The sequence below is a fragment of the Bradyrhizobium sp. WSM4872 genome, from assembly GCF_055811715.1.
The window spans coordinates 1-13083 of the sequence record NZ_JBVVPT010000045.1 but is presented as its reverse complement, the minus strand read 5'-3'; the positions used below and the strand labels follow the sequence as shown (position 1 = coordinate 13083).

At 64.5% G+C, this 13083-nt stretch carries 11 protein-coding genes; 9 read left to right on the top strand and 2 right to left on the bottom strand.

Going from position 1 to position 13083, the window contains the following annotated elements; translation table 11 throughout:
* Positions 1-38: 38 nt before the first annotated feature.
* The 5 genes from soxB to AC0L3C_RS34185 all read left to right on the top strand — a co-directional run bounded on the left by soxB (position 39) and on the right by AC0L3C_RS34185 (position 5277).
* The gene (gene soxB / locus AC0L3C_RS34205) at positions 39-1790 is read left to right on the top strand and encodes a thiosulfohydrolase SoxB (protein WP_473410204.1); all 1752 of its coding nucleotides are present in this window, start codon (positions 39-41) and stop codon (positions 1788-1790) included.
* Positions 1787-2245: a DsrE family protein gene (locus tag AC0L3C_RS34200; RefSeq protein WP_473410203.1), complete on the top strand. Its 459-nt coding sequence runs from the start codon at positions 1787-1789 to the stop codon at positions 2243-2245. The genes soxB and AC0L3C_RS34200 overlap by 4 nt, the downstream gene beginning before the upstream one ends.
* Before the next feature lie 272 nt (positions 2246-2517).
* Positions 2518-3555: an MBL fold metallo-hydrolase gene (locus AC0L3C_RS34195; protein ID WP_473410202.1), complete on the top strand. Its 1038-nt coding sequence runs from the start codon at positions 2518-2520 to the stop codon at positions 3553-3555.
* A gap of 75 nt (positions 3556-3630) precedes the next feature.
* The gene (locus AC0L3C_RS34190; protein WP_473410201.1) at positions 3631-3804 is read left to right on the top strand and encodes a hypothetical protein; all 174 of its coding nucleotides are present in this window, start codon (positions 3631-3633) and stop codon (positions 3802-3804) included.
* A 264-nt stretch (positions 3805-4068) separates the two neighbouring features.
* On the top strand, positions 4069-5277 hold the full coding sequence (locus AC0L3C_RS34185) for an MFS transporter (RefSeq protein WP_473410200.1): 1209 nt from the start codon (positions 4069-4071) through the stop codon (positions 5275-5277).
* 166 nt (positions 5278-5443) lie between these two features.
* On the opposite strand, the gene AC0L3C_RS34180 is transcribed toward AC0L3C_RS34185, so the two are convergent.
* Positions 5444-6790 carry an MFS transporter gene (locus AC0L3C_RS34180; protein ID WP_473410199.1) on the bottom strand — a complete coding sequence of 449 codons (1347 nt, stop codon included), beginning with the start codon at positions 6788-6790 and terminating at the stop codon, positions 5444-5446.
* 145 nt (positions 6791-6935) lie between these two features.
* On the opposite strand from AC0L3C_RS34180, the gene AC0L3C_RS34175 reads away from it, so the two are divergent.
* Genes AC0L3C_RS34175 through AC0L3C_RS34160 form a run of 4 tightly spaced genes read left to right on the top strand, consistent with a single transcriptional unit; the run spans position 6936 to position 11534 of the window.
* Positions 6936-7589, top strand: a complete 654-nt coding sequence (locus tag AC0L3C_RS34175; RefSeq protein ID WP_473410198.1) for an ABC transporter ATP-binding protein — start codon at positions 6936-6938, stop codon at positions 7587-7589.
* Positions 7586-10048, top strand: a complete 2463-nt coding sequence (locus AC0L3C_RS34170; protein WP_473410197.1) for an ABC transporter permease — start codon at positions 7586-7588, stop codon at positions 10046-10048. Before AC0L3C_RS34175 ends, AC0L3C_RS34170 begins: the two co-directional genes overlap by 4 nt.
* Positions 10038-11120, top strand: coding sequence for a lipocalin-like domain-containing protein (locus tag AC0L3C_RS34165; RefSeq protein WP_473410196.1), 1083 nt, complete (start codon positions 10038-10040; stop codon positions 11118-11120). Before AC0L3C_RS34170 ends, AC0L3C_RS34165 begins: the two co-directional genes overlap by 11 nt.
* Before the next feature lie 27 nt (positions 11121-11147).
* Positions 11148-11534, top strand: coding sequence for an MAPEG family protein (locus AC0L3C_RS34160; RefSeq protein ID WP_473410195.1), 387 nt, complete (start codon positions 11148-11150; stop codon positions 11532-11534).
* A 159-nt stretch (positions 11535-11693) separates the two neighbouring features.
* Here the strand turns inward: AC0L3C_RS34160 and AC0L3C_RS34155 are convergent, their stop codons facing one another.
* Positions 11694-12887: an ABC transporter substrate-binding protein gene (locus AC0L3C_RS34155; RefSeq protein ID WP_473410194.1), complete on the bottom strand. Its 1194-nt coding sequence runs from the start codon at positions 12885-12887 to the stop codon at positions 11694-11696.
* Positions 12888-13083: the final 196 nt, after the last annotated feature.

Sequence of the window (13083 nt, the reverse complement as noted above, 5' to 3'; positions counted from 1 at the left end):
CAGCCTTGCGACCATGAGAGGGCGCGGAGAATTTCTGGATGGCGATCCGCCGCCGCGATTTCCTGAAGAATGCAAGCCTTGCTGCCGCATCGCTCGGCCTGCCGCGGCTTGCGCGCGGTGCTGAGGCCGCGAGCATTTACGACCTCGAACGGTTCGGCAATGCGCGGATCCTTCACCTCACCGATACGCATGCGCAACTCAATCCGGTCTATTTTCGCGAGCCCAGCGTCAATATCGGGATCGGCGAGATGGCGGGACGGCCGCCGCATCTGGTCGGCCGCGCCTTCCTCGACCGTTTCGGCATCAGGCCCGACAGCGCGGACGCCTATGCCTTCAGCTGCTTCGAGTTCGAGAAGTCCGCAGGCCGCTTCGGCAAGCTCGGCGGCTTCGCCCATCTGAAGACGCTGATCGACCGCTTGCGCGGCGATGCCGGCGAAAAGCACTCCATGCTCGTTGACGGCGGCGACCTCTGGCAAGGCACGGGGCTCGCCAACATGATGCAGGGCCGCGACATGGTCGAGGCCGCAAACCTGCTCGGTATCGAGGCGATGACCGGGCATTGGGAATTCACCTACGGCGAGCAGGCGCTGCGCGACAATCTCGCGCGGTTCAAGGGCGAGTTTCTGGCGCAGAACGTTTTCCTGACCGAGGAAGCCGCATTCAACGATGCCGCCGCCTTCGACAAGGCGACGGGGCGCGTGTTCAAGCCCTCCGTGATCAAGGAACTCGGCGGCCATCGCGTCGCGATCGTCGGCCAAGCCTTCCCTTACGTGCCGATCGCGCATCCCAAACGGTTCACGCCGGACTGGACCTTCGGCATCCGGGAGGAAGAGCTCCAGAAGCATGTCGACGGCTTGCGCGGTACCGACAAGGTCGATGCGGTCATCCTGCTGTCGCACAACGGCATGGACGTCGATCTCAAGCTCGCGAGCCGCGTCACCGGCATCGACGTCATCCTCGGCGGCCATACCCATGATGCGATCCCGCAGCCCATCGCCGTGAAGAATGCGAGCGGCACGACGCTCGTCACCAATGCCGGCTCCAACGGAAAATTTCTGGCCGTACTCGATCTCGCGCTCGACAAGGGCAAGGTCGGCGACGTCAAATATCATCTGCTGCCGGTTTATTCCGAGCTGTTGAAGCCCGATCCTGGGATGGCCGAACTGATCGGCCGGTTGCGGGCGCCCTTCGTCACCGACTGGTCGGAGAAGATCGCGACGCCCGATCGCCTGCTGTATCGCCGCGACAATTTCGCCGGCCCGGTCGACGAGCTGATCTGCAGCGCGCTGCGCAACGAGCTCAACGCCGAGATCGCGCTGTCGCCGGGCTTCCGCTGGGGCGTCACCGGGCTGTCCGGCCAGGCGCTGACGATGGAGGATTTGCTGGCGGAAACCGCGATCAGCTATCCCGAGACCTATGTGCAGGAGATGACCGGCGCCCAGATCAAGGACGTGCTGGAAGACGTCTGCGACAACCTCTTCAATACCGATCCCTATTACCAGCAGGGCGGCGACATGGTGCGCGCCGGCGGGCTCAGCTACACCTGTACGCCGACGGCGGCGATCGGCAACCGCATCTCGGAGCTGAAGCTCAATGGCGGCAAGGCGCTCAATGCCAGCCACCGCTACAAGGTCGCGGGCTGGGCCTCGGTTAATGGCCAGCAAGGCGCGCCGGTGTGGGATGTGGTGGCAAAATATCTGCGCTCGGGTCGGATGTTTCAGGAGCGACTCGGCTCCGGCGTCACGCTGAGGGGCGTCGAGGGCAATCCGGGCATCGCAGGACAGGGATGATGCGGTCGCAAACCCTATCCGCGATGCTGCTGGCGCTGTTCGCCTGGGCGGCGATGCCGCCGGCTTTCGCGCAGCAGGTGCCGCTCCAGGACAAGCCGTTCGCCGAGCACAAGATCGTGCTGCAGCTCTCCGATAGCGATGCCAGGAAGCAAGCTCTGGTACTCAGCGTCGCCAACAATTTGCTGAAAGCCTACGACCCCGACAAGGTCGCAATCGAGGTGGTGGCGTTCGGTCCCGGCATCGATCTCCTGTTCACCGGCAGCGAGCGCCGCAAGCAGGTCGAGAGCCTGATCGCGCAAGGCGTGCGGTTCGACATCTGCCTCAACACCGTCGACACGATCGAGCGAGAAACGGGCAAGCGACCGGAGTTCATCCCCGCGGCGACACCGGTGCAGGTCGGGGTCGGCCAGATCCTGTTTCTCAGCGAGAACGGGTACACATTGGTGAGGCCCTGAGCCTTTTGTCGGGGCAAAGCGTCGCGGCACAGTCGGTGTCATCGCTCGCGAAGGCGGGCGATCCAGTACTCCGAGACCGCGAGGGGTACGGAAAGGGCGCGGCGTACTGGATTCCCCGCCTTCGCGGGGAATGACAGCGGTGCCTAGGTGACGCCCACCCACGCGGCATAGGAATAAAAATCTTCTAAATTTTCGTGCTTACACAGTGAATTGCTTCTCTTTCCAGCCCGAAGCGTAGTAGAATCGCGAGGGAATTCACGCCGGATCTTGCCATGATCTTCCGTCAGCTCTTCGACAGTGTTTCGGGTACCTACAGCTATCTCCTGGCGAGCCGCCCCGGCGGCGAGGCGCTGATCCTCGATCCCGTGCTGGAGAAGGTCGACCGCTACTGCCAGCTGCTGCGCGAGCTCGACCTCAAGCTGGTCAAGGCGGTGGACACCCATCTGCACGCCGACCACGTCACCGGCCTCGGCGAGCTGCGCGACCGCACCCATTGCATGACCGTGATGGGCGACCAGACCAAGGCCGACGTGGTGGCGATGCGGGTTGCCGACGGCGACAAGGTGACGATCGAGGGCCTGGCGCTCGACGTGATGTACACGCCCGGCCACACCGACGACTCCTATTCCTACTTGATGGGCGATCGCGTCTTCACCGGCGACACGCTGCTGATCCGCGGCACCGGCCGCACCGATTTCCAGAACGGTTCTTCGCGCGCGCAATATGAGTCTATTTTCAATCGGCTGCTCAAGCTGCCGGACGAGACGATGGTGTTTCCGGCGCATGACTACAAGGGCGACACCGTCTCCACCATCGGGGAGGAGAAACGCTACAATCCGCGGCTCCAGGTGCGCTCGGTCGACGACTATATCGAACTGATGGCCAATCTGAAGCTTCCCAATCCGAAGATGATGGACGTCGCGGTGCCCGCCAACATGCATGTCGGCCTGCACCAGGAGGAGCTGGAGAAAGAGGGCCGTGCGCTTCGCGCCCTCGAGGCGATCCGCAGCCTCGGCCGTCCCGATATCCTGCTGGTCGATCTCCGCGAGACCAATGAGCGGATGAAGCACGGCATGCTCGAAGGCGCGCTGCATACGCCCTATCCGTCCATTGAAGACAGCCTCAAGCCCGGCGGCATGCTGCGCGAGGTCGCGGCCGCCACCGGCCGCCGCGTCGTGTTCTTCTGCGCCTTCGGCGAACGCTCTGCGATGGCCGTCGCCGCCGCCAAGGAGGCCGGTCTCACCAACACCGCCCACATCGCCGGCGGCATCGATGCCTGGAAGAAGGCCGGGGGGCCGGTGGTGCACTGACGACTTGAGATAAGTCAGGAACCGCACATATCTTCCGGATAGGATCGGGCGCAGCATCACCATCCGGGACCAGCCATGGCCAAGATCGGCAAGCCGAGCGCGCCGCGCAAAATTGCGGACGACACGCCAGCAAAAGACAAGGCGAAGAAGCCTCCGCCTCCGCGCGACACCGACGACGATGATTACGAAGACGGCGACGTCGCGACACCAAAGCGCGACCGCTACGGGCCGGACGACGAGCCGTTTTGAGGGCTCGGCTCTTGCCTCGCTCTCAACTGTCGTCCTGGCGAAAGCCAGGATCCATACCGCGTGATCTATCGATCGTGGATGGTCGCAGTACCGGACCACGAGTTTTCGCCAAACTGCTTCCTCGGGTGATGGGTCCTGGCTTTCGCCAGGACGACGGCGGGGAATCCCCCGCCCCGCGCTACTGCCATGCGCCTGCGTTCATGGACAAATAACCGCTCTGCCCGATAGTTTGCGCGTGTCCAAAGGACGTGAAACGGAACTGCAATGGTCGACGTTCTCGCCGCACCGCAACAAGGCAAGGCGGACAGCGCGCTACGCACGCTGACGGGAATCTCGATCGCGCATTGGGTCAGCCATTTTCATCTGCTGGTCCTGCCGATGCTGTTTCCGTTCCTCAAGAATCAACTCGGCGTCGGCTATGTCGAACTCGGCTTTGCGCTGACCGTGTCGGCCGTGGTCTCGGGGCTGACGCAGGCGCCGACCGGCTATCTCGTCGACCATTTTGGCGCGCGACGGATCCTGCTGGGCGGCCTCACCCTCGGCGGCCTCGCGCTGATCCTGCTCGGGCTGCATCTGAGCTACACCTCGCTGATCGCCTGCGCCGTGCTGCTCGGGCTCGCCAACAGCGTCTACCATCCCGCCGACTATGCCATCCTCGCCGAGCACATGGACGAAGCGCGGATGGGCCGCGCCTTCTCGATTCATACCTTTGCCGGATATTTCGGCGGCGCGGTGGCACCGGCAATCGTCGCCGCGATGGTCACCATGTCTGGCGGTGCCGGTGCTCTGATCGCATCGGGCGCGATCGGCGTTCTGGTCGCGCTGTTGCTGGTGACCATGAACATTCCGGATGCCGGCGCGCACAAGGCGAAGCCGGGGACCGAGAACGCACCCAAACAAGCCGTGATCACGCCGGCGCTGATCACGCTGACGGCGCTGTTCATGCTGCTCAGCCTGTCGGTCGCCGGCATCAACAATTTCGGCGTGGTAGCGCTGATGAGCGGCTATGGCGTGACCTATTCCGCAGCCAATGTCGCGCTCACCGCGTTCCTCGGTGCAAGCGCCGCCGGCGTGCTCGCGGGCGGCTTCCTTGCCGACCACACCGAGCGCCACGGCTATGTCGCCGCCGCCTGCTTTGCCGCGAACGCGGCGATCGTGCTGCTGATCGCGCTGGTTACGCTGCCGGGCTGGGCGCTGATCGCTACGATGGCGACCGCGGGATTCCTCTCCGGCGTGATCGCCCCCTCGCGCGACATGCTGGTGCGCAATGCAGCACCTCCCGGTGCTGCGGGGCGCGCCTTCGGCATCGTCTCCACCGGCTTCAATCTCGGCGGCATCGTCAGCCCGCTGCTGTTCGGCTGGATCATGGACCAGAGCGCGCCGCATTGGGTGTTCGGGGCGTCCGTGATCTTCATGCTCGCGACGGTGGTGCTGTCGCCGTTCACGGAGCGGAAGGCGAAAGCTGCGGCTTGAGTATCAAGCTCAATCGTCGTCCCGGCGAAGGCCGGGACCCATACGCACTCAAGTAGTCGTGGCGCGAACTGGTCATGGCTAGTCTTCGCCAAACCAAAAGTCGTGGTTATGGGTCCCGGCCTTGGCCGGGACGACAGTTGTATTTGTGATACGCGTTAACCGCCCCTTACGTCGGCGACACCACGCTCTTCAGCGGCGCGGCCTGCGGCGTAGCTCCACCGGTCAGCCTGGCCTTTTCCGTGTTGGGCCAGAGCAGGAGCAGCCCGAGCGCACCGGAGCCGACCATGATCGCAGCGTTGATGGTGAAGCCGGTCATGTAGCCGTCGAGCATGCTGCCGGCGCGCTGGATCACGCTGCCCATCACCAGCGGCGCGATGATGCCCGAAAGCGTATAGAGCGCGCCGTAGATCGCGAGAACCGCGCCGCGCTGCGACGTCGGCGTGAACTCGCCGAGCATGGGTGGGCAGACGACGTAGATCGCGCCGCACAGGCCCGAGCCGACCACGAGCAGGGCGATCTGGAGGCCCGCGCCTTGGACATGCGGCATCATCGCGAGGATCAGGCCGCCGACGATCAGCGGCACCGAGCCGAGCACGCCGCGGGAGATCCGCGACGTGTAGCCGCGCGCCAGCATCACCTGCGAGATCCAGCCCGTGAGAATGACGATGGTCGCCCCGAACACCCAGGGAAGGATCGACACGAAGCCCGCCTGAGACTGCGAGAAGCCAAGGCCCTTGACGATGAAGGGCGTGAACCAGGTGAGCCCGAGCGACAGCGCCCAATAGGCGCCGAAGGTCGCGGTCACGCAGCCGATGAAGGTGCGCGATGTCAGGAGCTGGAGATAGGGTATTTTCGGTTCGACCACGGCCGATGCGTGGGTGTCCAGCGGGCCTTCCTTGCCGAGCGCGAGCCAGGCCGCGACCCAGATCAGGCCGACGATTCCAAGCGCACCGAACGCATAGTGCCAGGAATGGTTGACGATGATCCAGTTCAGCGCCGGCACCGCCAGGATCACGCCAAAGGCCGAACCCTGCGACAGGATCGCGGTCGGCATCGTGCGCTTCTCGTCGGGGAACCATTTGTAGACCGCGTGCATCGCCACCGAGGCCGCCGGGCCTTCGCCCGCGCCGAGCACGATGCGGCAGATCAGGAGCGTGGTGAAAGAGACGGTGCCGACCATCGGAAACTGCGTCAGCGCCCAGATCACCGCGAGGGTCAACAGCACCCAGCGGGTCGGTACCTTGTTGACGATGAAGCCGACCACGATGGCCGAGATCGAGAACAGGAAGAAGAACGACGAGCCGAGCAGGCCGAACTGCTCGGGCTCGAGCTTCAGCTCGGTCATGATCGGAACGCCCGCGAGACCGACGACGATCTTGTCGGCGAAGTTCACCAGCATGAAAAGAAACAGGAGAAACGTGACGGTCCAGGCACCCTTTGGTGTTTCCCTGGGCGTTCCCGTGGATGTCCTCGTGATCTTGCCCGCCGCGGACTGCGTTGCCTGAGCGCTCATCGTTCTCCCCGTCGTCCCTTTTTGGCACTTTTTTGATGTGGTCCTCTTAGGAGCTAACAACGGCTTCAATAGCAACGCAACCCGGCATTTCCGCAGCAAGTGTGCTACGCAGCAATTCCGCTAATTCCGTCCGGCGCCATTCATCGTGCTGAGCATCCGAAACCTCTCCAAGACGTTCTCTTCGGCCGGTGAGCCGGTCCATGTCCTGCGCGGCGTCGATCTCGACCTCAAAGCCGGCGAACGCGTCGCACTGACCGGCGAATCTGGCAGCGGCAAGAGCACGCTGTTGCACCTGATCGCAGGGCTCGATGCCGCTGATGGCGGCACGATCCGACTGGAAGACACCGAAATCACCAAGCTGTCTGATGCGGGCCGCGCGGGCCTGCGGCGCGACCGGATCGGCCTGGTGTTTCAACAGTACAATTTGATCCCGAGCCTGTCGGTCGGGGATAACCTGGTGTTTCAGGCGCGGATCGCGGGCCGATACGACGCAGCCTGGTATAAAGAGCTGATCGAACGCCTCGGGCTTGGCGGCCTGCTCAAGCGTTATCCAGAACAATTATCGGGCGGACAGCAGCAACGGGTCGCGATCGGCCGAGCGCTGGCGACAAAGCCGTCATTGCTGCTGGCGGACGAGCCGACCGGCAATCTCGACGAGGCCACCGCGGAGGACGTGCTGGCCCTGACGCGCGACCTCGTCACGCGCACCGGCTGCGGCTTTCTGATGGTGACGCACAGCCTGCATCTGGCCGCGACACTCGATCGCCACGTCAATCTGCATGCCGGGCGGATCGCATGAGGCGCGCGCTCTGGGTCCTCGCGGTGCTGCTCAGCCATTGGCGGCGCCACAAGATGCAGTTCGCGACGCTCCTGATCGGGCTGATCGCGGCGACCGCGCTGTGGAGCGGCGTGCAGGCGATCAACCAGCAGGCCCGCAACGCCTATGACCGCGCCGCGGCAACCTTCGGCGGCGCGCGGACGCCGATGCTGGTCGCGCCTGATGCCGCGACCTTTCCGCAGGAGCTGTTCGTCAAGCTGCGCCGCGCCGGCTGGCCAGTCTCGCCGATGCTGGAGGGACGGGTCCAGGTCAACGGCCGTTCGGTCCGGCTGCTCGGCATCGAGCCGGTGACGCTGCCTGTCGACGTCGGCAATGCACCTCGGCTCGGCGCCGCCGATCTAAGCAGCTTCGTCGCGCCGCCGGGCCAGACGCTGGTGGCGAAGGAAACGCTGATCGACTTGCAGGAGCAGGAGGGTGCGGCACCAGCGATCAGCAACGGGGCAAAACTGCCGCCGCTGCGCGTGCTGCCGCAGCTCGTGCCCGACGTGCTCGTGGTCGATATCGGCGTGGCGCAGCGGCTGCTGAACAAGCCGAACCAGATCTCGCGGCTTCTGATCGGCAAACCGAAGGGCAAGCCTGCGCCATTGGCGAGCGTCGTCGGCGACCGCCTGCAGCGGGTTGAGCCGGATGCGGAGACTGAGCTGGAGCGCCTCACCGACAGCTTTCACCTCAACCTCACCGCCTTCGGCCTGTTGTCGTTCTTCGTCGGCCTCTTCATCGTCAATTCTGCCGTCGGTCTCGCCTTCGAGCAGCGGCTGCCGATGCTGCGCACGCTACGTGCCTGCGGTGCCTCGGCGCGACTGGTCAACACCGTGTTGGTGGTCGAGCTCGTGGCACTTGCGCTGGTCGCAGGCCTGATCGGGCTTGCCTGCGGCTATTTCATTGCGGCCGCGCTCTTGCCAGACGTCGCAGCATCCCTGCGTGGACTCTATGGCGCGCAGATCCCGGGGCAGCTCAGCCTGCGACCTGAATGGTGGCTCGCCGGCATCGGCATCAGCATTGCCGGCGCGCTTGTTGCCGCGGCGACCAGCCTGATCAAGGCGATCAGGATGCCGGTGCTGACGACCGCGCAGCCGCGCGCTTGGCAACAGAGGCAGCGCCGCTGGCTGATCCTGCAAAGCGGAGCTGCCTGCGCCGTGTTCGCGGTCGCGCTGTTGCTGCTCCAGTACGGGCAATCGCTGATCGCGGGCTTTAGCGTGCTGGCGGCGCTGATGCTCGGCGCCGCGTTGATCCTGCCCGCGTTCCTCGAACTTATCCTGCTGGCCGGGCAGCGTTTGGCGCGAAGGCCGCTCGCTCTGTGGTTCTGGGCGGACAGCCGGCAGCAGCTCTCGGGTTTGTCGCTGGCGCTGATGGCGCTGCTGCTCGCGCTCGCCGTCAATGTCGGGGTGTCCACCATGGTGGAAACGTTCAGCCGCACCTTCATCGGCTGGCTCAACGGGCGGCTCGCAGCCGACGTCTACATCAGCGCCTCCGACAATGCGAAAGGCGTCGCGATCCGCAACTGGCTGAAGGAGCGCCGCGATGTCGAGGCGATCCTGTCGGGCGGACGCGCCGACGCGCAGGTACAGGGGCAGCCGGTGGAATTGCTCGGTCTGCCCGATCATGCGCTTTATCGCGAGCGCTGGCCGCTGCTGGAAGCCGCGCCGCGGGCCTGGACACGGCTCGTGCCCGGCAATGCGGCGTTCATCAGCGAGCAACTGAGCCGCCGCCTCAACGTCCGCGTTGGCGATGTCGTTGAAGTCCCGGCGCCGGGGGCGACCTGGGAGCTCGACATCGTCGGCATCTATGCCGACTACGGCAATCCCAAGGGACAGCTTGCGGTGAACGTCGCGGCACTGATCCGGCAGTTTCCGCAGACGCCGCAGACGCGCATCGGCCTGATCGTTGCGAAGGAGAATATCCCTGGCCTGATCGCGACGCTGCAGAAGCAGTTTGCGCTCGACGATCGCAGCGTCGCCGACCAGGCGACGGTGAAAGCGGAATCGATCCGGATCTTCAACCGCACCTTCGCGGTGACCTCGGCGCTGAACGCGTTCACGCTCGGCGTCGCCGGGATCGCGCTTCTGACCAGCCTTCTCACGCTAGCGAACTCGCGCCTGCCGCAGCTTGCGCCGCTCTGGGCGATCGGCATCACAAGGCCGCGCCTTGCCGCGATCGAATTGACCAAGACGCTGTCGGTCGCGCTGTTCACGGCCCTCCTGGCCGTGCCGCTCGGGCTGCTGGTGGCGTGGTGCCTGATCGCGATCGTCAACGTGAAAGCGTTCGGGTGGCGGCTGCCGTTCCACGTGTTTCCACTGCAACTGGTCGAGCTGGTCGCAGTCGCGCTGTTCGCCTCATTGCTTGCCGCGCTTCTGCCGATGATCCGACTGGCCCGGATGCAGCCGGCGAGCCTCGTCAAGGTGTTTGCCAATGAGCGCTGACAGGATCTCGCGGCGCACCTTCGCCGGCGGCATCGCCGCACTCGCGGCAGTCCGCCGCGCGGGCGCGCAAGGCTATGCCGGGCTCGGCGAGACGGCCGATGGCTTTGCGATGGTAACGCCCGGGAAGACGTTCGTCTTTCCGGACGATCATGGACCGCATCCGGGGTTTCGCATCGAGTGGTGGTATCTCACGGCGAATCTCGTCGATAGCAGCGGCGCGGCGTGCGGCCTGCAATGGACGCTATTCCGGCAGGCGACACAGCCGGGGCCGCAGGGCGAAGGTTGGGCCAATCAGCAGGTGTGGATGGCGCACGCCGCGGTGACGCGCGCCGACACCCATCGTTTCAGCGAGCTGTTTTCCCGCGGCGGCGTGGGACAGGCCGGCGTCACGGCGAAACCGTTCTCAGCCTGGATCGACGATTGGGCGATGAACGGATCCGAGCGCACCGAGGATCGCACCTTGGCGCCGCTGACGTTGAAAGCCTCGGGCGCCGACTTCGGTTACGCGCTGACGCTGGAGGCCGATCGTCCCGTGGTGCTGGAGGGCGATCGCGGCTACAGCCGCAAGTCGGAGCGCGGACAGGCCTCCTATTATTACAGCCAGCCGTACTATCGCGCCCGCGGCACGCTCACCATCGACGACAGGCCGGTCGATGTGTCCGGCCAGGCCTGGATGGACCGCGAATGGAGCAGCCAGCCGCTCGACGCCGACCAGACCGGCTGGGACTGGCTGTCGCTGCATCTGTCATCCGGCGACAAGCTGATGCTGTACCGGCTGCGCCAAAAAGACGGCAAGGACTATCCATTCGGCAACTGGATCAGCGCCACAGGCGACACGCACATGATTGCGGGCGACGACATCCAGATGATTCCAACGGCGACGGCTGAGGTGGCCGGGCGCAAGCTGCCGGTGGAGTGGCAGATCGCGATCCCCTCGCGGTCGTTCTCGATCCTCTGCAAGCCGCTCAATCCAAAGGCGTGGATGGGGACCGGTTTTTCCTATTGGGAAGGGCCGATCAGCTTTGCCGGAACGCATCACGGCGTTGGCTATCTCGAGCTGACGGGGTATTGAACCGGGACCTGTTCGAAGGGACTAGCGATGTATCACCTCACTGCCCTCCTCACGCTGCTGGCGATCCTGTTCTACTTCTTCACCACCATCAACGTGTCGCGCGCGCGCACCAGAACCGGCGTCAAGGTGCCAGCAATGTCGGGCCATCCGGATTTCGAGCGCGCGTTCCGAATCCAGATGAACACGCTGGAATGGATGCCGATCTTCCTGCCGTCGCTCTGGCTGTTTGCGATCTACATCAGCGATGCCGGTGCAGCGGCGATCGGCGCGCTCTGGATCGTCGGCCGCATCGTCTACTTCATCGGCTATTCGAAGGGTGCGGCAAAACGCGGCCCGGGATTTTTTATTCAGGGTATCGCGGCCATTGCGCTGTGGGCCGGGGCGCTGGGAGCGGCGGTGCTGCGGCTGGTGTGAGGGGCGGGCTGCGACGACTCTCCCCGCCGTCGTCCTGGCGAAAGCCAGGACCCATAACCACAGGGCGTGGTTATGGGCACGATCGCGGCCACAGCTTGTTTCAACAAGCCGCTATCGGGGTAATGGGTCCTGGCTTTCGCCAGGACGACATAGAGAGACCTACTTCGTCAGCGGGCAGCCGCTCTCCTTGGCAGTGAAGAACGCCTTCTCGCCGGGAACGACCGCGAGCTGCTTGTAATAGTCCCAAGGCTTCTTCGATTCCGAGGGCTTCTTGACCTCGAACAGATACATGTCGTGAACCATGCGACCGTTCTCGAGCACCTTGCCGCCTTGCGCGAAATCGTCGTCGATCGGCAGCTCCTTCAGCTTCTTGGCGACCGCATCCGGATCCTTGGTGCCGGCGGCTTTGACCGCCTTGAGATAGCTCAGCGTCGCCGAATAGGTGCCGGCCTGGATCATGTTCGGCATCCGGCCGGTGCGCTTGAGAAAGCGTTCGCCGAGATGGCGCGTGCGATCGTTGATATCCCAGTAATAGCCCTCGGTCAGCACCAGGCCTTGCGCGGCCTGCAAGCCGAGGCCGTTCACTTCGGCGAGCGTCATCAAGAGGCCCGCGAGCTTCTGGCCACCGGAGACGATGCCGAACTCGGACGCCTGCTTGATCGAATTGGTGGTGTCGAGGCCGGCATTGGCAAGGCCGACGATCTTCGCCTTCGAGCTCTGCGCCTGGAGCAGGAAGGAGGAGAAGTCCGAGGAGTTGAGCGGCACGCGCACCGAACCGAGCACCTTGCCGCCATTGGCGGCGACGATCTCGCTGGTGTCCTTTTCCAGCGCGTAGCCGAAGGCGTAGTCCGCGGTGAGGAAGAACCAAGTGTCGCCGCCGGCCTTGGTCAGCGAGCCGCCGGTGCCGACACCGAGCGCGCGGGTGTCATAGGCCCAGTGGAAACCATAGGGCTGGCAGGCATCGCCGGTGAGGCGCGAGGTCGCAGCGCCGACGACGATGTCGATCTTCTTCTTTTCCTTGGAGAGCTCGTGGATCGCGAGCGCGACCGATGAGGTCGTCAGCTCCGTGATCATGTCGACGTTCTCGACGTCGTACCAGCGGCGCGCGATCGAGGTGGCGAGATCCGGCTTGTTCTGGTGGTCGGCGGTGACCAGCTCGATCTTCTGGCCGAGCACCTCGCCGCCGAAATCCTCGATCGCCATCCTGGCGGCCTCGACGGACCATTTGCCGCCGTAATCGGCGTAGACGCCGGACTGGTCGTTGAGGATGCCGATCTTGACGCCTTGCGCAGAGGCCGGCGCGGTCAGCAGCAAAGCCGAAATTGCGACAGCGGCCAAAAGGGCTGATTTCATGTGTTAGCTCCCAGCAGTTTTCTGTTTTGAAATCGCGCGGATACTAGTGAAGAACCCCGGCGGTGCCCATCCATTTCGGCCTAGGCCGTTAGTATGGAGGTGTGCGTCAAAGAAGCGGTGTCGTCCCGGCGAAGGCCCTAGGGCATGCACATATCTCTAAGGCTCCATCCTGCTGCAACGGCGTGGAAGTATTCGA

What these genes read in the sequence shown, in the direction of transcription:
- soxB (WP_473410204.1), top strand. Translation starts at nt 39, where the DNA reads ATGGCGATCCGCCGCCGCGATTTCCTGAAGAATGCAAGCCTTGCTGCC.
- AC0L3C_RS34200 (WP_473410203.1), top strand. Translation starts at nt 1,787, where the DNA reads ATGATGCGGTCGCAAACCCTATCCGCGATGCTGCTGGCGCTGTTCGCC.
- AC0L3C_RS34195 (WP_473410202.1), top strand. Translation starts at nt 2,518, where the DNA reads ATGATCTTCCGTCAGCTCTTCGACAGTGTTTCGGGTACCTACAGCTAT.
- AC0L3C_RS34190 (WP_473410201.1), top strand. Translation starts at nt 3,631, where the DNA reads ATGGCCAAGATCGGCAAGCCGAGCGCGCCGCGCAAAATTGCGGACGAC.
- AC0L3C_RS34185 (WP_473410200.1), top strand. Translation starts at nt 4,069, where the DNA reads ATGGTCGACGTTCTCGCCGCACCGCAACAAGGCAAGGCGGACAGCGCG.
- AC0L3C_RS34180 (WP_473410199.1), bottom strand. Translation starts at nt 6,790, where the DNA reads ATGAGCGCTCAGGCAACGCAGTCCGCGGCGGGCAAGATCACGAGGACA.
- AC0L3C_RS34170 (WP_473410197.1), top strand. Translation starts at nt 7,586, where the DNA reads ATGAGGCGCGCGCTCTGGGTCCTCGCGGTGCTGCTCAGCCATTGGCGG.
- AC0L3C_RS34165 (WP_473410196.1), top strand. Translation starts at nt 10,038, where the DNA reads ATGAGCGCTGACAGGATCTCGCGGCGCACCTTCGCCGGCGGCATCGCC.
- AC0L3C_RS34160 (WP_473410195.1), top strand. Translation starts at nt 11,148, where the DNA reads ATGTATCACCTCACTGCCCTCCTCACGCTGCTGGCGATCCTGTTCTAC.
- AC0L3C_RS34155 (WP_473410194.1), bottom strand. Translation starts at nt 12,887, where the DNA reads ATGAAATCAGCCCTTTTGGCCGCTGTCGCAATTTCGGCTTTGCTGCTG.